The sequence below is a fragment of the Klebsiella sp. R445 genome (assembly GCF_051131755.1).
GTDB classification, from domain to species: domain Bacteria; phylum Pseudomonadota; class Gammaproteobacteria; order Enterobacterales; family Enterobacteriaceae; genus Klebsiella; species Klebsiella lignicola.
The window spans coordinates 1,924,422-1,945,670 of record NZ_CP180446.1; the positions used below are offsets into that span (position 1 = coordinate 1,924,422).

Below are 21,249 nucleotides of genomic sequence, written 5' to 3' on the forward strand. Positions count from 1 at the left end.
TCATCCCGACGTGGCAGGATGAGAACCAACGGGATTAACCGAGGATTTTTTCCAGTTCTACGCGTACTTCAGCAACCGCTTTGGTGCCGTCTACTTTCGCGTATTGGGTGTTGCCCGCTTCAGCTTCTTTCTGATAATAACCGATCAGCGGAGCCGTCATCTGATGGTATTCCACCAGGCGCTTACGTACGGTCTCTTCCTGGTCATCTTTACGCGTGCTCAGGTCTTCACCGGTCACGTCGTCTTTGCCTTCCACCTTCGGCGGATTGAATTTGATGTGGTAAACGCGGCCAGAAGCTGCGTGTACGCGACGACCGATGATACGATCGACGATCAGCTCGTCCGGTACGTCAAACTCCAGTACGAAATCAACCGCGATACCCGCTTCTTTCATGGCGTCAGCCTGCGGAATAGTGCGCGGGAAACCGTCCAGCAGGAAGCCGTTACGGCAATCTTCCTGAGTGATGCGCTCTTTCACCAACGCGATAACCAGTTCGTCGGTCACCAGCTTGCCTGCGTCCATGATGTCTTTCGCCTGTTTACCCAGCTCAGAGCCAGATTTCACAGCGGCGCGCAGCATGTCACCGGTAGAGATTTGCGGAATACCGTATTTCTCCATGATGAACTGAGCCTGAGTTCCTTTACCCGCGCCCGGAGCGCCAAGCAGAATAATACGCATTACGAAAATCCCCTCAAAAGTCGATTCAATTTTTCAAAAACGATAAACCATACCACCAGAACGCAGATGGCTCAAGGAAGGCAGAGCGGCTGAAACGGTTAATGGAGGGTTTATTTTGCCTGAAAGGCAGATTTTAGACGATCAGAGAAGAGGCCCTCAGCGGCCCGCGTCTCTGATGAGTCGGGGCCGCTGAGGGCAAACAGCAGGGAGATTACGATGCCAGCAGCTGATTCATCCGGCGAATAAACTGGTTCGGATCTTCCAGCGTACCGCGCTCCGCCAGCAGGGCCTGATCGAGCAGCAGCTCAACCCACTCGCTGAACCGGGCATCTTCCTGAGTATCCGCCGCGCGTTTCACTAGCGGGTGCGCCGGGTTCAGTTCGAAGATGTACTTCACTTCCGGCGCGGACTGGCCCGCAGCGGCGAACAGCTTCGCCATCTGGGTGCTCATTTCGTCCGCGTCAGTGGTGACGATAGCCGGGGTATCGGTCAGACGGTGCGTCAAACGGACCTCTTTCACACGCTCGCCCAGCAGGGTTTTCACACGGTCAACAAACGGCTCCAGCGCCTTTTCTGCCTCTTTGGTGCTTTCATCCACCTCATCGGCCAGTTTTTCCAGCGACTCGTCGGTTTTCGCCACTGACTGGAAGGCTTTGCCATCGAACTCGGTCAGATAGCTCATCATCCACTCGTCGATGCGCTCAGACAGCAGTAGGACCTCGATCCCTTTCTTACGCAGCAGTTCCAGGTGCGGGCTGCTCTTCGCTGCCGCATAGCTGTCGGCAGTGATGTAGTAAATCTTCTCCTGCCCTTCTTTCATGCGGGAGACATACTCTTCCAGCGACACGGTCTGGGCGGAGGAGTCGGTATGGGTAGAGGCAAAACGCAGCAGCTTCGCGATAGTCTGCTGGTTTGCATTGTCTTCCGCCGGGCCTTCTTTCAATGCCAGACCAAACTGCTGCCAGAAGGTCTGATATTTTTCGGCGTCGTCTTTCGCCAGTTTCTCCAGCATCTGCAGCACACGCTTGGTCAGTGCGGTACGCAGGTTGCGGGTGACGCTGCTGTCCTGCAGGATTTCACGCGAGACGTTGAGCGGCAGATCGTTGGAGTCCACAAGGCCACGGACAAAGCGCAGGTAGTTCGGCATAAACTGCTCGGCTTCATCCATGATGAAGACGCGCTGCACGTACAGCTTCAGACCGTGTTTATGATCGCGGTTCCACATATCCCACGGTGCCTGGGAAGGGATATACAGCAGGCTGGTGTACTCCTGCTTGCCTTCCACACGGTTGTGGCTCCAGGTCAGCGGGTCGCTGTAGTCATGGGCAATGTGCTTATAGAATTCGTTGTATTCGTCGTCTTTAATTTCAGACTTATTACGGGTCCACAGCGCCTGGGCTTTGTTGATTTTCTCCCAGGAGATCACGGTTTCGCCGTCAACCTCTTCACGCTTTTCGATCTCTACCGGCAGCGCAATATGGTCGGAGTATTTGCTGATAATCGAACGTACGCGCCAGTCGTTAAGGAAATCATCTTCGCCTTCACGCAGGTGCAGGGTGATTTCGGTACCGCGATCGGCTTTGGTGATATCGGCCACGGTGTAGTCACCTTCACCGGCTGACTCCCAGAACACGCCGTTTTCTGCGCTATCGCCCGCCGCACGGGTGCGCACGGTGACTTTATCCGCCACGATAAACGCCGAGTAGAAGCCGACGCCAAACTGACCAATCAGCTGGCTGTCTTTGGCCTGGTCGGAGCCCATTGATTCGAGGAACGATTTGGTCCCGGATTTGGCAATGGTCCCGAGGTGGTCGATAACCTCTTCACGGTTCATCCCGATACCGTTGTCGGCGATGGTCAGGGTGCGGTTGTCTTTATCAAACGAAACGCGCACGCGCAGTTCACCGTCACCTTCGTACAGGTCGGGCTGGGACAGCGCGCGGAAGCGCAGCTTGTCTGCCGCATCGGAGGCGTTGGAAATCAGTTCACGCAGGAAAATTTCTTTATTGGAATAAAGAGAATGGATCATCAGGTGCAGAAGCTGTTTTACCTCTGACTGAAAACCACGAGTTTCTTGTCCTTTCATCTAAATCAACCTCAACAATGCCATTGTTAATGGTAAAAAAACCGATGAAGGGGAGATGGGGACGGGAGGGGAAATTTTCAAGCGGAGGCCCCGAAAAGCGCCTCCGTTTGGTTAAAAACGAATCTTATGCCGCCCGGCCAGGGAGTGGGACAGCGTGGTGCCGTCGACCATTTCCAGCTCGCCGCCGACGGGAACGCCATGGGCAATGCGGCTGGCTTCTACGCCATACTGCGCGCAGAGTTCGGCGATATAATTGGCGGTCGCTTCACCTTCCACCGTGGGATTGGTGGCGAGGATCACTTCCTGCATCGATTCGTCACGCAGGCGCTGCTCCAGGCGATCGAGCCCAATGTCATCCGGTCCAATCCCGTCAAGTGGTGACAGGTGGCCCATCAGGACAAAATAGCGGCCCGAAAACTGCCCGGTCTGCTCAATCGCGTAGATATCCGCGGGGCTTTCTACCACGCAGATCTGCCCGTTTTCACGGCGGCGCGGGTTGCTGCAAATATTGCACACTTCCTGCTCGGTGAAAGTACGGCAATCGGCACAGTGGCCGATTTCCGACATTGCACGCGTTAACGACTGCGCCAGACGCATCCCGCCGCTACGATCGCGCTGAAGCAGCGTGAACGCCATGCGCTGCGCTGACTTCGGGCCAACGCCCGGCAGACAGCGCAATGCTTCCATAAGCTGAGTTAACAGCGGGCTGGTTTGCATCAGAATGGCATCTTAAAGCCAGGCGGCAGCTGCATACCGGAGGAGACGGAGGCCATCTTCTCTTTCTGGGTCTCTTCAATGCGGCGTGCCGCATCGTTGAACGCCGCAGCCACGAGGTCTTCCAGCATGTCTTTGTCGTCTTCCAGCAGGCTCGGGTCGATTTCCACGCGACGGCAGTTGTGTGCGCCGTTGATGGTCACTTTAACCAGACCGGCACCGGATTCACCGGTGACTTCCAGTTGCGCGATCTCTTCCTGCATTTTCTGCATTTTGTCTTGCATCTGCTGGGCCTGTTTCATCAGGTTACCCAGGCCGCCTTTTCCACCAAACATAGGCTTCTCTCTCAGTAAGTCATCGTTAAGGATGCTGACCGCAAGTTAAACTTGCAATCAAATGGGGCGAATACTCTCTTCATCCAGGTCCGCATCGAAGAACCGACGCAGCGTCTGAATGTTGTTATCCGCAATAATGGCTTCGCGCGCTTGCGCGAGCTTCTCTTCATAAATTGCCTGCCGCCACTCCAGCGGCGTGCGCATCGCAGGATTATCGTCTTCTACGATAGTCAGTTCAACCGGTGAACCGTACAATATGCCAAGCGCTTCGGCCAGCTTTTGCTGCGCACCAGCGGAATTCAGATGCCGCTGGCTCGGACGCAGATGCAGGCAGATTCGCGGCCCCTCCTGCTCTTTCCAGGAATTTAGCGCTACCTGCTCCACCAGCTTCGGTACGGCAAGCTGATGGACCTCTGCCGCCCAGCTATCGCGCTCGACGGCTTCCAGCGCCAACCTGGCCGCCAGCTCCGGCGTTTTTTCATGCTCCAGCGCTTTCTTCAGCGCTTTCGGCGTCGCCACCTCTTCTTTCACGGTTTCGACGACGGTGGTCGATTTCCAGCGATAGGCTTCTTTCTTAGCCGGTGCTTTTTCCTGGGCCGCCGCGACGGCAGGACGCGCCTGTACGCGCTCGGTAATCGAACTTAAGCGCTCCAGCGCAGCGTTATTCACCGGCCGCGCGCGGGATGCGGCTGCCGGTTCACTCTTTTTTGGTGTGGGTGCTCCCTGACCACGCTGCAGCTGGCTACGGGCCGCCAGCACCTGGCTGGTGGTTTGCGGCAAATTCTGCGGCGGTTGCGACTGCCCGACGGGGGCTGACGGCGCTGCTGCCTGAACCGGTGCAGCCGGTATCGCTGGCGCGGGTTTTACCTCGGGTTCTGGCAGCGGCGTGCGCGGATGAAACGCCAGCGCACGCAGTAACGTCATTTCAACACCCATGCGTCGGTCTGGCGCATAGGGCAGCTCTTTACGGCCAATTAACAGCGTCTGATAGTATAGCTGGACATCAGCAGGCGGCACGGTGCGCGCGAGTTCGCGCATGCGCAGTTCAATGGCGGCCATGTCCGCACCCAGCGCCGAAGGCGACAGCTGAACCATCGCAATGCGGTGCAGCAGGCTCTGCATTTCAACCAGTAAGGCTTCCCACTCAACACCGCGGGAAGCGGCATCGTTGACGCCCGCCATCACGCGTTCGCCATCGGCAGCCACCAGCGCTTCAATCAGCGACAGCGCCTGATCGTCGTCGAGCGTACCCAGCATGGTACTGACCGACTCCGCCGTCAGGCGGCCATCACCGCTGGCAATCGCCTGGTCGGTGAGACTTAACGCGTCGCGCAGGCTGCCATCCGCCGCACGCGACAGCAGCTGCAGCGCGCGGGATTCAAAGGCAATCTGTTCTTCACCGAGAATATGTTCAAGCTGATGGCGGATCTGTTCGACATCCAGCGCCTTCAGATGGAACTGCAGGCAGCGCGACAGGATCGTCACCGGCAGCTTCTGCGGATCGGTGGTCGCTAGCAGGAATTTGACGTGCGCCGGCGGCTCTTCCAGCGTTTTTAACAACGCGTTGAAGCTATGGCGCGACAGCATATGGACTTCGTCGATCAGATAGACCTTAAAGCGGCCACGGGCCGGCGCGTACTGGACGTTATCCAGCAGGTCGCGGGTATCTTCGACTTTGGTTCGAGAGGCGGCATCGATCTCAATCAGATCGACAAAGCGCCCCTGCTCTATTTCCCGGCAGTTATCGCAAACGCCGCACGGCGTGGCGGTAATACCGGTTTCGCAGTTTAGTCCTTTCGCAAGCAGGCGGGCGATCGAGGTTTTCCCTACGCCACGGGTGCCGGAAAAGAGATAAGCGTGATGAATGCGCCCTAACGATAAGCCATTCGCCAGTGCGGTCAGCACATGTTCCTGGCCGACGACGTCAGCAAAGGTTTGTGGGCGCCATTTACGGGCTAAGACCTGATAACTCATGGGCTGGCTCTGAAACGCTGGAAGGTGAAATCACGAGGGGGTCATGCTATCACAGCCCCGCCCGATCGGCGAGGCTATGTATCTGGAAATGCTTAGTGGCCCGGGAAAGGAACCAGGCTATAGCAATTGATGCCCAGCTTTTCCAGACGCTGCTCACCGCCCAGATCGAACAGATTGATAATGAAGGCTGCATCATGCACTTCGCCACCCAGACGACGGATCAGCTTCACCGTCGCGTCAATGGTGCCGCCGGTTGCCAACAGATCGTCGACCACCAGCACTTTATCACCGGCTTTGATCGCATCAACATGGATTTCCAGCTGATCGGTGCCGTATTCCAGCTCGTAGCTTTCGGCAATGGTTTCACGTGGCAGCTTACGGGGTTTACGTACCGGCACAAAGCCCACACCCAACGCCAGCGCAACCGGGGCGCCAAACAGGAAACCACGCGCTTCGGTCCCAACCACCTTGGTAATTCCCGCGTCTTTATAACGCTCGGCCAGAAGTTCAATGCTGAGCGCATAGGCTTTCGGGTCTTCCAGTAAGCTGGTGACATCACGGAAAAGGATGCCAGGCTTCGGGTAGTCCTGGATGCTTTGGATGCTGTTCTTCAGATATTCAAGCTGCTGTGCAGTTGCGGTCATAAGTTTATGCCTGATTAAAACAGTGTTACTCACGGGCGTGCAAAATGGGCCAAAGAAACATTTGTTCAACCTTTGACCAGGCATGCCCGCGCTCGAAAACGCCAGAATTTACTGTCTGTCAGCGACAATTGCAACCTTCATTATTGTGCATCAGTGCTTTTGTTGCTTTGCATCAACCACCGGAATGCGCCACATAAATATCAGCAGGCAGGTCAGTATTACCAGCAGCAAGATGCGCACCCATGTAAGCTTAACCAGCCACAGCGAAAGGGCAAAGGTCAGCAGGATCATGACTATCGCCCGCGGCTTGGCGCCAGGCGGCATCGCGCGGTACTGCTGCCAGTGGCGAAGATAGCCGCCAAACCAGGAACGATACAGCAGCCAGTGGTGAAAACGCGGTGATGAACGGGCAAAACACCAGGCCGCCAGCAGAATAAACGGCGTGGTTGGCAACAAAGGCAAAAAGATGCCCAGCGTCCCCAGGGCTACCGCCAGCCAGCCAATGATGATTAAAATAATACGTGGCATAATGCGAATCGTTATCAAGCAGAGATGGCTACTGTAGCACAGTTGTTTATCGCGGTAGGGAGGAGTTCATTGAAAACAACCCGGCTTTTACAAACGCTGGAAAATCAGCTGGCCCAGCTGGCGGTACAGCTTGCACCGCTGGCGCAGCATGCGACGCTCAGCGCCCGCTTCGACCGGCAGTTGTTTCGCACCCGCAGTACATTGATGCAGTCTTGTCTTGAAGAAGCGCAGCAACATTTTGCTGAGCTGCGCCAGGCGGTGGAAAACCAGCAATTGCCGCAGGTGAGCTGGCTGGCGGAACGGCTGGTCGCGCAAATCGCCGCCCTGAACCGGGAGGCGGCCACCTGGTCTCTGCGTCAATGGGATAGCGCTTCCCCCGGACTGCAGCGCTGGCAGCGGCGGCGGTTGCAGCATCAGGAGTATGAACGTCGGCTGCTGGCGATGAGAAACGATCGCCAGCGTCAACTGGCACAAGCGACAACGCTTGAGGATCAGCAACGGCTGGCCAAAGAGGTGGACGCCTATGCCGGACGCCTGGCGCGCTGTCGCGATGCACTTGAAAAAATAGAAGCCGTACTGGCACGTATAACGCGCTAACAGAAGGAAACGCAATGTCCCTGGAAACCGCTCCGGATGAGGTCAAACTGGCCGTTGATTTGATTATGCTGCTCGAAGAGAACCAGGTCCCGGCACGGACGGTGCTGGGTGCGCTGGAGATAATCAAACGTGATTATGAGAAAAAACTAAACCAGCCAGACACCCAGCCCAGCGAATGAAGCGACGCTAACTCACACCGTTAATCAACAGGGGCGGTACCCTGGCCGCCCCTGTTGATCGTCAATCTACCGCACTTTAACCGATAGCCGGTGACGGATCGTCGCCTTTGACTTCCCGCTTCAGCTCGGTCACTTCATCACCTTTTTCATTACGCAGATGCACTTCCAGCTGGTTGAAGGCGATATTAATGTCGTTCTCACGGCACAGGCGGTCAATCGCCCGGTTCAGCTCATCCACCGTGTAGCTACGGTCGCGCAGTTCACGCACGTATAAACGCAGCTCATGATCCAGCGTGCTCGCGCCAAACGTGGTGAAGAATACCGATGGCGCCGGCTCCTGCATCACTTTCGGGTGTTCGTGCGCCGCCTGCAACAAGACCTCTTTCACCTTATCGAGATCGGAGCCATACGCCACTCCAAGGCGGATCACCACACGCGTCACGGTGTCGGACAGCGACCAGTTGATCAGGCGCTCGGTCACAAACGCTTTGTTCGGGATGATCACCTCTTTACGATCGAAGTCGGTAATGGTGGTGGCGCGAATACGGATCTTGCTGACGGTACCGGAGAAAGTACCGATCGTCACCGTATCGCCGATGCGCACCGGGCGTTCGAAGAGGATGATCAGGCCGGAAACGAAGTTCCCGAAGATCTCCTGCAGGCCGAAGCCCAAACCAACGGAGAGTGCCGCCGCCAGCCATTGCAATTTATCCCAGGAAACCCCCAGCGCGCCGAACACCGTCATCGCACTGATGGCGATGATCGCGTAGTTCATAATCGAGGTGATCGCATAGGAGGTCCCCTGGCGCATATTCAGCCGCGAGAGGATCAGGACTTCCAGCAGACCAGGCAAGTTGCGGATCAGCGCCCAGGCCACCATCGACGCGACAATAGCAAACAGCAGACTGCCCATCGTCACGCTACGCACCACGCTGGCGCCCGCTTCGGTGCCGCTGTAGTGCCACAGCGTAATGCTATCGAGATAGGCAAACACGGTAATCAGATCGGACCAAATCGCCCAGAACACCACGCCAAACAAGGCGACCATGACCAGCATGGTAATACGCAGCGTTTGTTGGTTGACCTGCTCCAGGGCAATCGTTGGCTCTTCCTGCGGCTCAGCCCCTTCGGCCCCCTCTTTCACCAGGTGCTGACGACGGGCCAGCGCACGACGCCAGGCGATACGTCGCGCGGCAACGCTCAGGCCACGCAGCACGGTCTGGTACAGCAGGTTCCACAGCATCACCAGATAGACGGTTTCGATCCAGCGGCCCGCAAGACGCAAGGTGGTATAGAAGTAGCCCGTTGCCGTCAGCACCATCAATGCAATTGGCACAATAGAGAGCACGGTGACGGTGAGCAGACGCAGGCTGTGTGATTCTTTATCGCGCCAGCTATCACGGCACATTGGCCACACCAGCACCGCAATCAGCAGCAGGTTCATCAGGATAACGAACTGTCCCAGAACGTCATCCATCAGGTTCAGCGGCGACAGCTCAGACATCACCGACCAGAAATTCAGCGGCAATAGCGCCAGGCTCACACGGACAATCTGACGACGCCAGTGGCTGGTCAACTGGGCAGGCATATTGAAGTGGCTGACCGCCACGCCATCTTTTTCCAGTACTTTCCAGCACAGGCCGAACACCAGCCAGAACAGGGCCAGCTTTTTACTGTAGGCCCACAGCAGTTCGCTGATATTCAGCTGCATGGTCAGCAAAATCAGACCCACAGCCAGAATCAGCAGCACCACCGGCAAGGCACGAATCAGATCGATCAGAATCGCTTTCGGCGTATGGAGCTGCGTATCGTTACGCAGCTGTCCGACCTGCGACGCCAGCTTAGCCTGGTAGTTACGCAGCCACTGCAGGCGCCAGCGAATCACCCCGGCAATCAGCAACAATGGCAGACCGGCGAGGAAAGCAACAAACACCGCAGGCCAGGCTTTCTCCCAGTTTACGGTGATTTTCATCGCCTTAAACTGCCCTTTCAGCGCCTCCGGGAAGGATTTAATCCAGTCCCAGTCCATCGGTTTATTGCTGTTCACCCAGAAAATCTGCTGGGTGAGGATCGCTTTGAGGTTGCTCGAGACGCTCATTAGCTGCTGCTGGTTGATCTGCAGGTTAATCGCCATCATCAGCTGGTTACCGAGCTGCTTATTAAACTGATCGAGCAGCTCACGACGCATATCCACGACATCCAGCAGCGCATCGTGCACCTCTGGCGTCACATCAGCGCTATGCCCCTCTTCCAGTTTGGCCACGAAGTTGTCGCTCTGGAACAACGCATCACGCTGTTGGTTGACCTCGAATTGCTCCAGACGCAGGTCGGCAATCCGGTTGGTCATATCGCTCAGCTCTTCTGCCGACGGCAGCGTCTGCTGCTGCTGGTAGAGAATACGGGACAGCAGCAGGCTCCCCTTAAGGACGGAAATCTGCTCTTTGATATCGCGTTCAGATTGCAGCGCCCGGTCGAGCCAGTTTTTGACCTGAATGTTGCGCTGCACAAGCTGGTTGCCGTTTTCCGTCGCCGAGATCAGCTTCTGGCTGAGCTGGTGGTTGATCTCCAGCTCCTGCTTGACCAGCGGGTTGGCCTGAATACGTGCGGTCTCATCGGGAGTTACCGCTTCCTGAGCCGTTTTTTCGGTTAGCGTCAGGCGTTTGCTGTTGACCGCCTCCTGCAACAGCTGCAGCTGATGCTCCAGACGGTTGCTGTTGGCGCTGACGTAGTCACGTTGTTTTTGCAGGGTATCCTGCAGGACCGTGTTCCCTTCGAGGCTCTTGCGCTGCTGATCGATCTGCGCATTCAGCAACGCCTGCTGCGCCAGGAGTAATCCCTGCTGGCTCGGGCGCAACGCCTCTTCGCCAACGGTGGTGCCATTCAGCCGGTTACGTATTTGCTGGAGCTGCTGGGACGCCGAATACATGGCGTTTTGCACACGTTCCGGCTGCGTTTGCAGGGAGACCAGCTGGCTGTTGTAGGTTGCCAGGTCGTTCTGTGCGGTCTGGAGATCGTCCAGAGACTGGGTGACCCGCGATTCAAGCTGACGCAAAGAGAGCGTGCTGAGCGTTTTGCGCGTGGCCTCATCGTCAGGCACATCGCTGAGGGCGTTGAGGTTATCAACCGCCTGACGCATCTTCGCCGGCGCCTGTTCTACCTGCTGGCGCAGTTGGGTGGTTTCGGCCTTTATCCGCTCGATTTTATCGAGTGCTTCAAGCGTTTGAACCAGGTCTTGCTGAATTAACTTATCCTGTGGAGTCAGTTCTTTTTGTTTATTCAGGGTATTAAGTTGATTCTGAACATCAGATCGGTCGGGAACATCAGCTGCCTGGGCCTGATTAATGCTAAGGCAGCTAACAAATAACAACAGTAGAATGACAAACGCGGAAGTGGCATTACGCCTACGAATAGTATGCAGCATAGTGTTAGCACGAGTGGTTGCAAAAGCCGGAGAATACCGGGGATCGTTACAGCGCGCAGAATAGCACTTCTGCCAGCGCGCGAATAGCAGTCAGCAGCAGCAAAAAACCACCTTTTTTGTCCTGTCAGCTCAGTTAATTCTTAATTTCCGCTGGCTCCCGGAGAGAAGGACAGAGCTGATACATTTCTAGAAGAATAGAAACATAGTTACGGGCTTCTTTTTTGAGATCGAAAGAATCTGGCGCAAAAAGCCAGTTTTCCATCAGTCCGGAGAGATAGCTGCGCATTAAAACGGCGGCCTGACGGGTGAGCAGGTTGGCGGGCAGCAGTTTGGCGGCAATACATTCACGGAGTGTATGTTCTATGCGATCGTAGCTTTCGAGACATAAGCTGCGTTGTGCGTTTTGCACTACCGCCATCTCACCGACGAATTCGCACTTATGGAATATAATTTCCATCATCAGTCGTCTACGCTCTTCTGTCACCGTAGCTTCAAGGATATAAACTAAGATCTCACGGACAACTGAGAGTGGATCGCTGGGGAATTTTGCCCGATACTCAACTTCAAGATCGCTAATACTTGCGTCCGACAGCACCCAGATTTCGTTAAATAAATCTGATTTATTCTTAAAATGCCAGTAGATAGCCCCCCTCGTCACCCCGGCAGCTTTTGCAATTGCTGCTAACGAGGTAGATGATACGCCTTGCTGCGAAAACAAACGCAAAGCCACATCCAGTATGTGTTGCCGGGTTTCAAGTGCCTGTTGTTTGGTTTTTCGTGCCATAGGTTAATGAGTTTACAGAGGTTACGTTTACATACATTTGTGAATGTATGTACCATAGCATGACCATAATAGAAACACAGTAGTGGGTTTGTGGTCGTTTGAGCCACTGAACAATTTGAAATTGGACACTCGAGGTTTACATATGAACAAAAACAGAGGGTTAACGCCTCTGGCGGTCGTTCTGATGCTCTCAGGCAGCTTAGCGCTAACAGGATGTGACGACAAACCGGCTCAGCAAGGGGCTCAGCATATGCCGGAAGTCGGTGTAGTGACGCTCAAATCCGCACCTCTGCAAATCACCACTGAGCTACCGGGCCGTACCAGCGCCTACCGTATTGCAGAAGTCCGCCCTCAGGTAAGTGGCATTATTCTGAAACGTAACTTTACGGAAGGTGGCGACATCAAGGCCGGCGAGTCTCTCTATCAGATCGACCCCGCGACCTATCAGGCCAGCTATGAAAGTGCGAAAGGCGATTTAGCCAAAGCACAAGCGGCGGCCAATATCGCTCAGTTGACGGTTAAACGTTATCAGAAACTGCTTGGTACCAAGTACATCAGTCAACAAGACTATGATACTGCGGTCGCCGATGCTCAGCAGAACAATGCTGCCGTTGTCGCCGCGAAAGCTGCGGTAGAAACTGCACGTATTAACCTGGCTTATACCAAAGTCACGTCGCCGATCAGCGGCCGCATTGGCAAATCTGCGGTCACCGAAGGTGCGCTGGTGCAGAACGGTCAAACCACCGCCCTGTCCACCGTTCAGCAGCTGGATCCGATCTACGTTGACGTAACCCAGTCGAGCAACGATTTCCTGCGTCTGCGACAAGAGCTGGCAAATGGCACGCTGAAACAAGAAAACGGCAAAGCCAAAGTCGAGTTGGTGACCAGCGACGGGATTGAGTACCCGCAAGCCGGTACGCTTGAGTTCTCCGATGTCACCGTTGACCAGACAACCGGTTCAATCACTTTACGTGCTGTCTTCCCGAACCCGGACCACACGCTGTTACCAGGTATGTTCGTGCGCGCTCGTCTGCAGGAAGGCACCAACCCGGATGCGCTGCTGGTTCCGCAGCAGGGTGTCACCCGTACACCACGTGGCGATGCCAGCGTGATGGTGGTGGGTGAAGGCGATAAAGTGGAAACCCGCCAGGTCAATGCCACGCAGGCAATCGGCGATAAATGGCTGGTGACCAGCGGCGTGAAATCCGGCGATCGCGTGATCGTCACCGGGCTGCAAAAAGTAAAACCAGGCGTGCAGGTAAAAGCGCAGGAAGTGACCTCTGACGATAAACAGCAAGTTGCCAGTAACGCGCAGTCAGAACAAACCAAGTCTTAACTTAAACAGGAGACGTTAAGACATGCCTAATTTCTTTATCGATCGCCCCATATTCGCATGGGTGATCGCCATTATCATCATGCTAGCGGGTGGTCTTGCGATCATGAAGCTGCCAGTTGCGCAATATCCAACGATTGCGCCACCGGCCGTTTCGATCAGCGCAACCTACCCTGGCGCTGATGCGAAAACGGTGCAGGACACCGTGACACAGGTTATCGAACAGAACATGAACGGTATCGATAACCTGATGTACATGTCCTCCAACAGTGACTCAACCGGTACGGTACAGATTACCCTGACCTTCCAGTCAGGTACTGATGCAGATATCGCGCAGGTACAGGTGCAGAACAAACTGCAGCTCGCCATGCCGCTGCTGCCGCAGGAAGTACAGCAACAGGGCGTGAGCGTGGAGAAATCCTCCAGTAGCTTCCTGATGGTTGTCGGCGTTATCAACACCAACGGCACCATGACGCAGGAGGATATTTCCGACTACGTGGGCGCCAACATGAAAGATGCGATCAGCCGTACGTCTGGTGTGGGTGACGTTCAGCTGTTTGGTTCCCAGTACGCGATGCGTATCTGGATGGATCCGAACAAACTGAACAACTTCCAGCTGACGCCGGTCGATGTGATCAGCGCAATTAAAGCGCAGAACGCCCAGGTTGCAGCCGGTCAGTTAGGCGGTACGCCGCCGGTGAAAGGCCAGCAGCTGAACGCCTCGATCATCGCGCAGACCCGTCTGAAATCCGCTGACGAATTCAGCAATATTCTGCTGAAAGTGAACCAGGATGGTTCTCAGGTTCGTCTTCGTGATGTCGCCAAGGTTGAACTGGGTGGTGAGAACTACGATATCGTCGCGAAGTTTAACAACCAGCCGGCTTCCGGTCTGGGTATTAAACTGGCGACCGGCGCGAACGCGCTGGATACGGCGAATGCCATTCGTGCCGAACTGGCGAAAATGGAACCGTACTTCCCTTCAGGCCTGAAAATTGTATACCCGTATGACACCACGCCGTTCGTGAAAATCTCTATTCACGAAGTGGTGAAAACGCTGGTGGAAGCGATCATCCTGGTATTCCTGGTGATGTATCTGTTCCTGCAGAACTTCCGCGCGACGTTGATTCCAACCATCGCAGTACCGGTAGTATTGCTGGGGACGTTCGCCATCCTCGCCATCTTCGGCTTCTCGATAAACACCCTGACCATGTTTGGTATGGTGCTGGCGATCGGTCTGCTCGTCGATGACGCCATCGTGGTGGTCGAAAACGTCGAGCGTGTCATGGCGGAAGAAGGCCTGCCGCCGAAGGAAGCAACCCGTAAATCTATGGGCCAGATCCAGGGCGCACTGGTGGGTATCGCCATGGTGCTGTCGGCGGTATTTATCCCGATGGCCTTCTTCGGTGGTTCAACGGGGGCGATTTACCGTCAGTTCTCCATCACTATCGTATCAGCGATGGCGCTGTCGGTACTGGTCGCATTGATCCTGACCCCGGCGCTGTGCGCCACGATGTTAAAACCTATCGCCAAAGGCGGTCACGGCGAGCACAAAGGCTTCTTTGGCTGGTTTAACCGCATGTTCGATAAGAGCACGCACCACTACACCGATAGCGTAGGTAACATTCTGCGCAGTACCGGTCGTTACCTGGTGCTGTATCTGATCATCGTCGTCGGAATGGCGTGGCTGTTCGTTCGTCTGCCAAGCTCGTTCTTACCAGATGAAGATCAGGGCGTATTCCTGAGCATGGCGCAGCTTCCGGCTGGCGCAACGCAGGAACGTACGCAGAAAGTGCTCGACGAGATGACGGACTACTATCTCACCAAAGAGAAAGACAACGTTGAGTCGGTGTTTGCCGTTAACGGCTTCGGCTTCGCCGGTCGTGGTCAGAACACCGGTATTGCGTTCGTCTCGCTGAAAGACTGGAGCGAACGTCCTGGTGAAGAGAACAAGGTTGAAGCGATTACCGGTCGTGCAATGGCCCGTTTCTCGCAGATTAAAGATGCGATGGTCTTCGCCTTTAACCTGCCGGCTATCGTGGAACTGGGTACCGCAACCGGCTTCGACTTCCAGCTGATCGACCAGGGTGGTTTGGGCCATGAAAAACTGACCCAGGCACGTAACCAGTTGTTTGGTGAAGTAGCGAAGCACCCTGACCTGCTGGTCGGCGTGCGTCCAAACGGTCTGGAAGATACACCGCAGTTCAAGGTGGATATCGACCAGGAGAAAGCGCAGGCGCTGGGCGTATCTATCAGTGACATCAATACCACGCTGGGCGCAGCCTGGGGCGGTAGCTATGTCAACGACTTTATCGACCGCGGTCGCGTGAAGAAAGTGTACGTCATGTCTGAAGCGAAATACCGTATGCTGCCGGAAGATATTGGCAACTGGTACGTCCGCGGTAGCGACGGGCAGATGGTGCCGTTCTCGGCCTTCTCGACGTCACACTGGGAGTACGGTTCTCCGCGTCTGGAACGCTATAACGGTCTGCCATCGATGGAAATCCTTGGTCAGGCGGCACCGGGCAGAAGTACCGGTGAAGCGATGACCATGATGGAAGAGCTGGCCAGCAAACTGCCTTCGGGTATTGGCTATGACTGGACCGGTATGTCCTACCAGGAACGTCTGTCCGGTAACCAGGCACCAGCGCTGTATGCCATTTCACTTATCGTGGTATTCCTCTGTCTGGCAGCGCTGTATGAAAGCTGGTCGATACCGTTCTCGGTCATGCTGGTTGTGCCACTGGGGGTCATCGGCGCCCTGCTGGCGGCAACGTTCCGTGGCCTGACAAACGACGTTTACTTCCAGGTGGGCCTGCTGACAACCATTGGCTTGTCGGCGAAGAACGCGATACTTATCGTCGAATTCGCCAAAGATCTGATGGATAAAGAAGGCAAAGGTCTGATTGAGGCGACGCTGGAAGCGGTACGTATGCGTCTGCGTCCTATCCTGATGACTTCACTGGCATTTATCCTCGGGGTTATGCCGCTGGTTATCAGTTCTGGTGCAGGCTCCGGTGCACAGAACGCCGTAGGTACTGGCGTAATGGGCGGGATGGTGACCGCGACGGTACTGGCAATCTTCTTTGTTCCAGTGTTCTTCGTGGTGGTTCGCCGCCGCTTCAGTAAGAAAACGGAAGACATTGAGCACAGCCATCCGGTTGAGCATCATTAATCTCCCATGACTAAGGGCCGCATATGCGGCCCTTTTTTTATGTACTTCAGACCACTTCCCAACGCCTTGAGTCAGCGAGATCGTCGTCTTATATTAAAGGGCACACATTGCCACGGTTTATTTTACATTCTGATATACAATTTCTTGTGATAAGCTCTGCTTTATTCCACTCGGATTATTCTTTTACTGGCTTATCAGTGATAAGAATATTCTTAACTCTGAATTCGTTGCAGAGCGTTTTGTAACCGCAGGAAATCATTAGTTAAATCAATGACCCATAAGCCTTGTTACCCGCAACTGACCCCTGGCCGGATGCTGTAATAATAAATTCGGATATTTTTAAGATAAATTAACCGCGATAATTGTAATTTTTCGTAATAGCACGGTGAAATCTTTTTAAGAGTGGATTATAGTTAAAACAACAGGATTACAATGTATGTGTCAGGTCTGTTAGTCGTGTTCATCCCACAACGGTGCTTGCTGGTCGTCGTTTAAACCACTCATAAGGGGATGCGTTATGGACGAATACTCGCCAAAAAGACATGATATCGCGCAACTTCGATTTCTTTGCGAAACCCTGTATCATGACTGCCTTGCAAACCTGGAAGAGATCAACCACGGCTGGGTGAATGACCCGACGTCGGCTGTCAATCTTCAGCTTAATGAATTGATCGAACACATCGCCACGTTCGCGCTTAATTATAAAATTAAGTACGCTGAGGATAATAAACTGATTGCTCAGCTGGACGAATACCTGGACGACACGTTTATGTTGTTCAGTAGTTATGGCATTAACACGGGCGATCTCCAGAAATGGCGTAAATCGGGGAATCGGTTATTCCGTTGTTTCGTGAGTGCCAGCCGGGAGAACCCGGCAAGTCTTTCTTGTTAGTATTATTACAATCTAAAGGTGATTTTATGTCTGGTGAACCATTAACCAAAACAGACTATTTGATGCGCTTACGTCGCTGTCAGACAATTGATACGCTGGAACGCGTAATTGAAAAAAACAAATATGAACTTTCCGATAACGAACTGGCTGTATTTTACTCAGCGGCCGATCATCGTCTTGCGGAATTGACCATGAATAAACTTTACGACAAAATCCCAACATCTGTGTGGAAATTCATTCGTTAATTCATTTTACGTATCAATACGCAGGTTAATTGAGTTGCTCCTCTTACGCAGGACCTAATTGTGATATCTCTCGCATAAGTCATTAACAATGCTTATGAAACCGGTCTCTTTTTTTATATTATGGTGCCCATTTCATTAAGGAAAGCACCATGAGTGAAGAAAAACGTAAAATGATCGCTGGCGAGCTGTATCAGCCAGGAGACGCAACGTTACGAGCCGATCGCCTGCACGCCAGGCAATTACTGCATCGCTACAACCATTCGGCACCCGATGAACGTGAATGGCGGGCAACATGCCTTACCGAGCTATTTGGCAGGGATCATGACGCCTATATTGAACCCAGTTTCCGCTGTGATTATGGTTACAATATATTCCTCGGCACCAATTTTTACGCCAACTTTGACTGCGTGATGCTCGACGTTTGCCCGATTCATATCGGTAATAATTGCATGTTGGCACCCGGCGTCCATATCTATACCGCCACGCATCCACTGGATCCGGTCGAACGCAACAGCGGTAAAGAGTACGGCAAACCCGTGACGATTGGCCATAATGTCTGGGTTGGCGGTCGGGCGGTGATTAATCCCGGCGTGACGATTGGCGACAACGCGGTTATCGCTTCCGGTGCCGTAGTGGTGAAAGATGTTCCGGCTTACGCCGTCGTCGGCGGCAACCCGGCGCAAATCATTAAGATGCTGACACCGCAAAAATCGTAACTGTTATGCTTTTCTGCAACTGATCTGTTACTTTCCCGAGAGATTGCTGCAACATAAAATAGCCTTCAGGCTAGCGCGTTATGAAGCAGAACCGGGGAGCAAAATGACAGAAATACAGCAACTGCTGACAAACACCATTGATGAACTCAATGCGCAAGAGAAGCGTGACAACCGTCCACGCTTTAGTATCAGTTTTATCCGCAACCATCCGTGGCTGTTCGTCGCGATGTACGCCGCTTTCCTCGCAACCTTCGTGGTCATGTGGCGTTCAGAAACGCTCGTAGATTCCGTCTGGTTGCTGGTTGTGCTGTTTGTCCTGCTCAACGGTTTCTTCTTTTTCGACGTCTACCCGCGCTATCGCTACGAAGATATCGATGTCCTGGATTTTCGCGTTTGCTACAACGGCGAGTGGTACAACACGCGTTACGTTCCGCAGCAGCTGATTGAGCGTATTCTGCAATCGCCTCGCGTGGCCGGCGAGCAGAAAAGCCAGCTCGAGAAAATGGTCGCCACCAAAGGGGAGCTGTCGTTTTACGATGTCTTCAGCCTGACCCGCGTCGGGACTGCACAATAAGACGATTTAACGTCCGTATCGCCGGGCCAAAGTGCGAAGCGGAGGTATTACCGTACCCCAGCACCAACCCGCTTCGCGCCTGCGCGGCATTAAGGTAAAACCGGCTTAACGCCGCCGGAGCCTGCTGATACTGCCGCGCCCTCTCGACTATCGCGCCATCGTCGATCCCGTCGATGGCCACCGTCAAATGCAGACCGCCCTCCCCGCCCAGAATCTCACAAGGTTGAGTAAGCTCCGTCTCAAGAGCCTCCCGCAACTGCAGCTGTCGCCCACGATACAACCGACGCATCGCCGCCAGATGACGGGCGTAATGTCCCTCTTCGATAAATAGCGCCAGCGCACGCTGTTCGGCGCGGTGGCCGCCGCGCAGCAGCGACCCTACAATCCCCTGCGCCGCTTCCGCCAGCGCAGGAGGCATCACCACAAAACCAATACGTAGCGCCGGGAACAACGTTTTGCTGAAGGTACCGAGATAGACCACCGGCGCCTGCTTTAGCATGCCTGACATCGCCTGAATCGGCTCACCGCTGTAGCGAAACTCACTATCGTAATCATCTTCAATGATCCAGGCATCGTGCTGCCGGGCATAGTCCAGCAGCGCCAGACGCCGTCGCGCGCTCATCACCGCCCCACAGGGATACTGGTGTGAGGGTGAGGTGAAAATCAGGCGCGGGGTCGTACTGTCGTTAACATCCGGGCACATCCCTTCGCTATCGACCGGCATCCCTTTGATATGCAGCCCGGCCTTCAGAAAGACGCTCTTCGCCCCTGGATAACCCGGTTCTTCGACCCACGCGGTATCGCCCGCGACGCTCAGCAGATGCGTACAAATGTTCACTCCTTCCAGAGCGCCTTCGGTGATTACCACCTGCCGGACATCGCAGCGGATCCCTCGTGACAGCGCCAGATGGCGCACAATCGCCTCCCGCAATGCAGGATCGCCCGCTGCATCGCCATACCCCAGCAGCGCATAGCCCTCTTCCCGCAGCACCCGGTCGAGCAGCCGTCGCCAGACCGGCAAGGGGAAATAGTTTATCGCCGGCGTACCGGGGGTAAACGCCAGCACGGGTGAATCCCGGCGGGTCCCCGCAGGCAACGCCAGCAGCCTCTCCGGCAACGCAATGGCAGAGGGTGGACCTTCGCTCTCACCCGCAGTGAGCTGTCTCGCCACCCAGGTGCCCTGGCGACTTCGTGACAGATACCCCTCCATTGCCAGCTGATCCAGCGCTGCGTTGATGGTATTACGCGACAGAGTGAGCCGTTCGGCAATAGTCCGCGAGCCGGGTAGACGACTTCCCCCCACCAGTACGCCCTGCAGGATAGCTTCGCGCAACGTGCGATACAGCGTGCGCTGGAGGGTTTCGTGGCTCCGGTGGTTTAAGGAATGTTCCAGCAGGGTGAAAAAGGCATCGTCAGGGATATTCATAGCGGCTCCTCGTGGCACCATCAAAACATACTCTGATGGCTCTTTTTATGGAACCAGTAAAACCGTAGTCTCACCCTACTCATCCAGACAAGGAAACCCCATGAATCAGCAAAACGCGTTCGGTCAACCCGTTGGCGAAGCCCTGCCCGACTGGCAACCGCGCCCTCACCCGGAGCGCCTCGTTCTGCAAGGCCGCACCTGCCGCCTTGAACCGCTGACTACCGCGCACGCCGGCGCACTCTTTGCCGCACACCAACTGGCTCCGGATACCCGCAGCTGGACCTGGCTGCTGCGCGAGCCGGACAACAGCGTGGAGGAATATAGCGCCTGGGTTGCCAGCGTGGAGCATCTCAGCGATCCCATGCATTTCGCGGTGATCGATCGGCAGACCAACCAGCCGGTTGGCTCACTGGCGCTGATGCGTATCGATGCGAATCATGGCGTGGTTGAAGTTGGACACGTGCATTTCTCACCGCTGCTCAGCCGGACGGTCATGGCAACGGAAGCCCACTGGCTCCTGATGCGCTACGCGTTCGATACGCTCGGCTATCGTCGCTATGAGTGGAAATGCAATAGTCTGAACGCCCCGTCATGCCGGGCGGCACAGCGGTTAGGTTTTCATTTTGAGGGGCGTTTTCGTCAGGCACTGGTGATAAAGGGCCACAACCGCGATACCGACTGGTTCTCGATTATCGACGGCGAGTGGCCGCAGGTGGATAAGGCGATGCAACGGTGGCTGGCCAGCGAGAACTTTAGCGCCGATGGCCAGCAGCGTCATACGCTGGAGAGTTTCCGCGCGCCGGCAGATTAACGTCGCTTCTTGCGCCCCTGTACGGCTTTAAAGCGCGGGTTGCTCTTACAAATCACGTACAACCGCCCTTTGCGCTTCACAATCTGGCAGTCCGGGTGGCGCTGTTTGGCGCTACGCAGCGAGTTGAGTACCTGCATCG

Annotated in this window: 20 protein-coding genes, 1 pseudogene and 1 other annotated feature; of the genes and pseudogenes, 9 read left to right on the plus strand and 12 right to left on the minus strand. The window is 55.0% G+C overall.

The genetic code is table 11. The features are described from left to right. Positions 1-34 precede the first annotated feature (34 nt). The 7 genes from adk to ACMYSN_RS08980 form a co-directional block, all read right to left on the minus strand. Positions 35-679, minus strand: a complete 645-nt coding sequence (adk, locus tag ACMYSN_RS08950; protein ID WP_123755744.1) for an adenylate kinase — start codon at positions 677-679, stop codon at positions 35-37. A gap of 211 nt (positions 680-890) precedes the next feature. After that, positions 891-2,765 carry an Hsp90 family chaperone protein gene (htpG, locus tag ACMYSN_RS08955; protein WP_462497755.1) on the minus strand — a complete coding sequence of 625 codons (1,875 nt, stop codon included), beginning with the start codon at positions 2,763-2,765 and terminating at the stop codon, positions 891-893. A 111-nt stretch (positions 2,766-2,876) separates the two neighbouring features. Continuing rightward, positions 2,877-3,482: a recombination mediator RecR gene (gene recR / locus ACMYSN_RS08960; RefSeq protein ID WP_004858810.1), complete on the minus strand. Its 606-nt coding sequence runs from the start codon at positions 3,480-3,482 to the stop codon at positions 2,877-2,879. Next, entirely contained in the window at positions 3,482-3,814 is a 333-nt protein-coding gene (locus ACMYSN_RS08965) for a YbaB/EbfC family nucleoid-associated protein (RefSeq protein ID WP_004858807.1), read from the minus strand. Before ACMYSN_RS08965 ends, recR begins: the two co-directional genes overlap by 1 nt. A 57-nt stretch (positions 3,815-3,871) precedes the next feature. Next, entirely contained in the window at positions 3,872-5,788 is a 1,917-nt protein-coding gene (dnaX, locus tag ACMYSN_RS08970) for a DNA polymerase III subunit gamma/tau (RefSeq protein WP_462497756.1), read from the minus strand. Further along, positions 4,478-4,542, minus strand: a sequence feature (DnaX frameshifting element). It overlaps the preceding gene by 65 nt. A gap of 92 nt (positions 5,789-5,880) precedes the next feature. Continuing rightward, positions 5,881-6,432, minus strand: a complete 552-nt coding sequence (gene apt / locus ACMYSN_RS08975) for an adenine phosphoribosyltransferase (protein ID WP_004129935.1) — start codon at positions 6,430-6,432, stop codon at positions 5,881-5,883. Positions 6,433-6,582: 150 nt separating this feature from the next. Next, entirely contained in the window at positions 6,583-6,960 is a 378-nt protein-coding gene (locus ACMYSN_RS08980; protein ID WP_434667085.1) for a DUF454 family protein, read from the minus strand. Between the two features lie 69 nt (positions 6,961-7,029). Here ACMYSN_RS08980 and priC point away from each other — a divergent pair, with 69 nt between their 5' ends. Then, positions 7,030-7,557: a primosomal replication protein N'' gene (priC, locus tag ACMYSN_RS08985; RefSeq protein WP_154143536.1), complete on the plus strand. Its 528-nt coding sequence runs from the start codon at positions 7,030-7,032 to the stop codon at positions 7,555-7,557. A gap of 14 nt (positions 7,558-7,571) precedes the next feature. Then, entirely contained in the window at positions 7,572-7,736 is a 165-nt protein-coding gene (gene rsmS / locus ACMYSN_RS08990) for a DUF2496 domain-containing protein (protein WP_462497757.1), read from the plus strand. Positions 7,737-7,812: 76 nt separating this feature from the next. On the opposite strand, the gene mscK is transcribed toward rsmS, so the two are convergent. Further along, positions 7,813-11,157 carry an MscS family mechanosensitive channel gene (gene mscK, locus ACMYSN_RS08995; RefSeq protein WP_462497758.1) on the minus strand — a complete coding sequence of 1,115 codons (3,345 nt, stop codon included), beginning with the start codon at positions 11,155-11,157 and terminating at the stop codon, positions 7,813-7,815. Positions 11,158-11,290: 133 nt separating this feature from the next. Beyond that, positions 11,291-11,941 (minus strand): multidrug efflux transporter transcriptional repressor AcrR, encoded by a 651-nt coding sequence (gene acrR / locus ACMYSN_RS09000; RefSeq protein ID WP_123755737.1) that lies wholly within the window; start codon positions 11,939-11,941, stop codon positions 11,291-11,293. A 142-nt stretch (positions 11,942-12,083) separates the two neighbouring features. Between acrR and acrA the strand changes: the two genes are divergently transcribed. From acrA to maa, 5 genes are all read left to right on the plus strand, one after another. Beyond that, on the plus strand, positions 12,084-13,277 hold the full coding sequence (acrA, locus tag ACMYSN_RS09005) for an efflux RND transporter periplasmic adaptor subunit (protein ID WP_462497759.1): 1,194 nt from the start codon (positions 12,084-12,086) through the stop codon (positions 13,275-13,277). A 22-nt stretch (positions 13,278-13,299) separates the two neighbouring features. Further along, positions 13,300-16,446, plus strand: coding sequence for an efflux RND transporter permease subunit (acrB, locus tag ACMYSN_RS09010; protein WP_462497760.1), 3,147 nt, complete (start codon positions 13,300-13,302; stop codon positions 16,444-16,446). 517 nt (positions 16,447-16,963) lie between these two features. Beyond that, positions 16,964-17,338 (plus strand): Hha toxicity modulator TomB, encoded by a 375-nt coding sequence (tomB, locus tag ACMYSN_RS09015; RefSeq protein ID WP_462497761.1) that lies wholly within the window; start codon positions 16,964-16,966, stop codon positions 17,336-17,338. A gap of 26 nt (positions 17,339-17,364) precedes the next feature. Then, positions 17,365-17,583 (plus strand): HHA domain-containing protein, encoded by a 219-nt coding sequence (locus ACMYSN_RS09020; protein WP_004858783.1) that lies wholly within the window; start codon positions 17,365-17,367, stop codon positions 17,581-17,583. A gap of 149 nt (positions 17,584-17,732) precedes the next feature. Continuing rightward, positions 17,733-18,299 carry an LbetaH domain-containing protein gene (maa, locus tag ACMYSN_RS09025; protein WP_462497762.1) on the plus strand — a complete coding sequence of 189 codons (567 nt, stop codon included), beginning with the start codon at positions 17,733-17,735 and terminating at the stop codon, positions 18,297-18,299. Here maa and ACMYSN_RS09030 read toward each other — a convergent pair. Then, a pseudogene (locus tag ACMYSN_RS09030) lies at positions 18,271-18,369 on the minus strand (hypothetical protein); the annotation flags it as partial. The gene maa and the pseudogene ACMYSN_RS09030 sit on opposite strands and share 29 nt — an antisense overlap. A gap of 33 nt (positions 18,370-18,402) precedes the next feature. Here ACMYSN_RS09030 and ACMYSN_RS09035 point away from each other — a divergent pair. After that, entirely contained in the window at positions 18,403-18,873 is a 471-nt protein-coding gene (locus tag ACMYSN_RS09035) for a YlaC family protein (protein WP_462497763.1), read from the plus strand. On the opposite strand, the gene pdxR is transcribed toward ACMYSN_RS09035, so the two are convergent. Continuing rightward, positions 18,842-20,299 (minus strand): aminotransferase-like domain-containing protein, encoded by a 1,458-nt coding sequence (gene pdxR, locus ACMYSN_RS09040; protein WP_462497764.1) that lies wholly within the window; start codon positions 20,297-20,299, stop codon positions 18,842-18,844. The genes ACMYSN_RS09035 and pdxR overlap by 32 nt on opposite strands. Before the next feature lie 100 nt (positions 20,300-20,399). On the opposite strand from pdxR, the gene ACMYSN_RS09045 reads away from it, so the two are divergent. Continuing rightward, on the plus strand, positions 20,400-21,110 hold the full coding sequence (locus ACMYSN_RS09045) for a GNAT family N-acetyltransferase (RefSeq protein WP_462497765.1): 711 nt from the start codon (positions 20,400-20,402) through the stop codon (positions 21,108-21,110). Here the strand turns inward: ACMYSN_RS09045 and ykgO are convergent. After that, a complete protein-coding gene (ykgO, locus tag ACMYSN_RS09050) occupies positions 21,107-21,247 on the minus strand; it encodes a type B 50S ribosomal protein L36 (RefSeq protein ID WP_003859006.1) in 141 nt (46 codons plus the stop codon). The genes ACMYSN_RS09045 and ykgO overlap by 4 nt on opposite strands. Positions 21,248-21,249: the final 2 nt, after the last annotated feature.

What these genes read in the sequence shown, in the direction of transcription:
- dnaX (WP_462497756.1), bottom strand. Translation starts at nt 5,788, where the DNA reads ATGAGTTATCAGGTCTTAGCCCGTAAATGGCGCCCACAAACCTTTGCT.
- recR (WP_004858810.1), bottom strand. Translation starts at nt 3,482, where the DNA reads ATGCAAACCAGCCCGCTGTTAACTCAGCTTATGGAAGCATTGCGCTGT.
- maa (WP_462497762.1), top strand. Translation starts at nt 17,733, where the DNA reads ATGAGTGAAGAAAAACGTAAAATGATCGCTGGCGAGCTGTATCAGCCA.
- tomB (WP_462497761.1), top strand. Translation starts at nt 16,964, where the DNA reads ATGGACGAATACTCGCCAAAAAGACATGATATCGCGCAACTTCGATTT.
- ACMYSN_RS08980 (WP_434667085.1), bottom strand. Translation starts at nt 6,960, where the DNA reads ATGCCACGTATTATTTTAATCATCATTGGCTGGCTGGCGGTAGCCCTG.
- apt (WP_004129935.1), bottom strand. Translation starts at nt 6,432, where the DNA reads ATGACCGCAACTGCACAGCAGCTTGAATATCTGAAGAACAGCATCCAA.
- ACMYSN_RS09045 (WP_462497765.1), top strand. Translation starts at nt 20,400, where the DNA reads ATGAATCAGCAAAACGCGTTCGGTCAACCCGTTGGCGAAGCCCTGCCC.
- mscK (WP_462497758.1), bottom strand. Translation starts at nt 11,157, where the DNA reads ATGCTGCATACTATTCGTAGGCGTAATGCCACTTCCGCGTTTGTCATT.
- ACMYSN_RS09035 (WP_462497763.1), top strand. Translation starts at nt 18,403, where the DNA reads ATGACAGAAATACAGCAACTGCTGACAAACACCATTGATGAACTCAAT.
- pdxR (WP_462497764.1), bottom strand. Translation starts at nt 20,299, where the DNA reads ATGAATATCCCTGACGATGCCTTTTTCACCCTGCTGGAACATTCCTTA.
- ACMYSN_RS08965 (WP_004858807.1), bottom strand. Translation starts at nt 3,814, where the DNA reads ATGTTTGGTGGAAAAGGCGGCCTGGGTAACCTGATGAAACAGGCCCAG.
- rsmS (WP_462497757.1), top strand. Translation starts at nt 7,572, where the DNA reads ATGTCCCTGGAAACCGCTCCGGATGAGGTCAAACTGGCCGTTGATTTG.
- htpG (WP_462497755.1), bottom strand. Translation starts at nt 2,765, where the DNA reads ATGAAAGGACAAGAAACTCGTGGTTTTCAGTCAGAGGTAAAACAGCTT.
- acrR (WP_123755737.1), bottom strand. Translation starts at nt 11,941, where the DNA reads ATGGCACGAAAAACCAAACAACAGGCACTTGAAACCCGGCAACACATA.
- acrB (WP_462497760.1), top strand. Translation starts at nt 13,300, where the DNA reads ATGCCTAATTTCTTTATCGATCGCCCCATATTCGCATGGGTGATCGCC.
- ACMYSN_RS09020 (WP_004858783.1), top strand. Translation starts at nt 17,365, where the DNA reads ATGTCTGGTGAACCATTAACCAAAACAGACTATTTGATGCGCTTACGT.
- adk (WP_123755744.1), bottom strand. Translation starts at nt 679, where the DNA reads ATGCGTATTATTCTGCTTGGCGCTCCGGGCGCGGGTAAAGGAACTCAG.
- ykgO (WP_003859006.1), bottom strand. Translation starts at nt 21,247, where the DNA reads ATGCAGGTACTCAACTCGCTGCGTAGCGCCAAACAGCGCCACCCGGAC.
- acrA (WP_462497759.1), top strand. Translation starts at nt 12,084, where the DNA reads ATGAACAAAAACAGAGGGTTAACGCCTCTGGCGGTCGTTCTGATGCTC.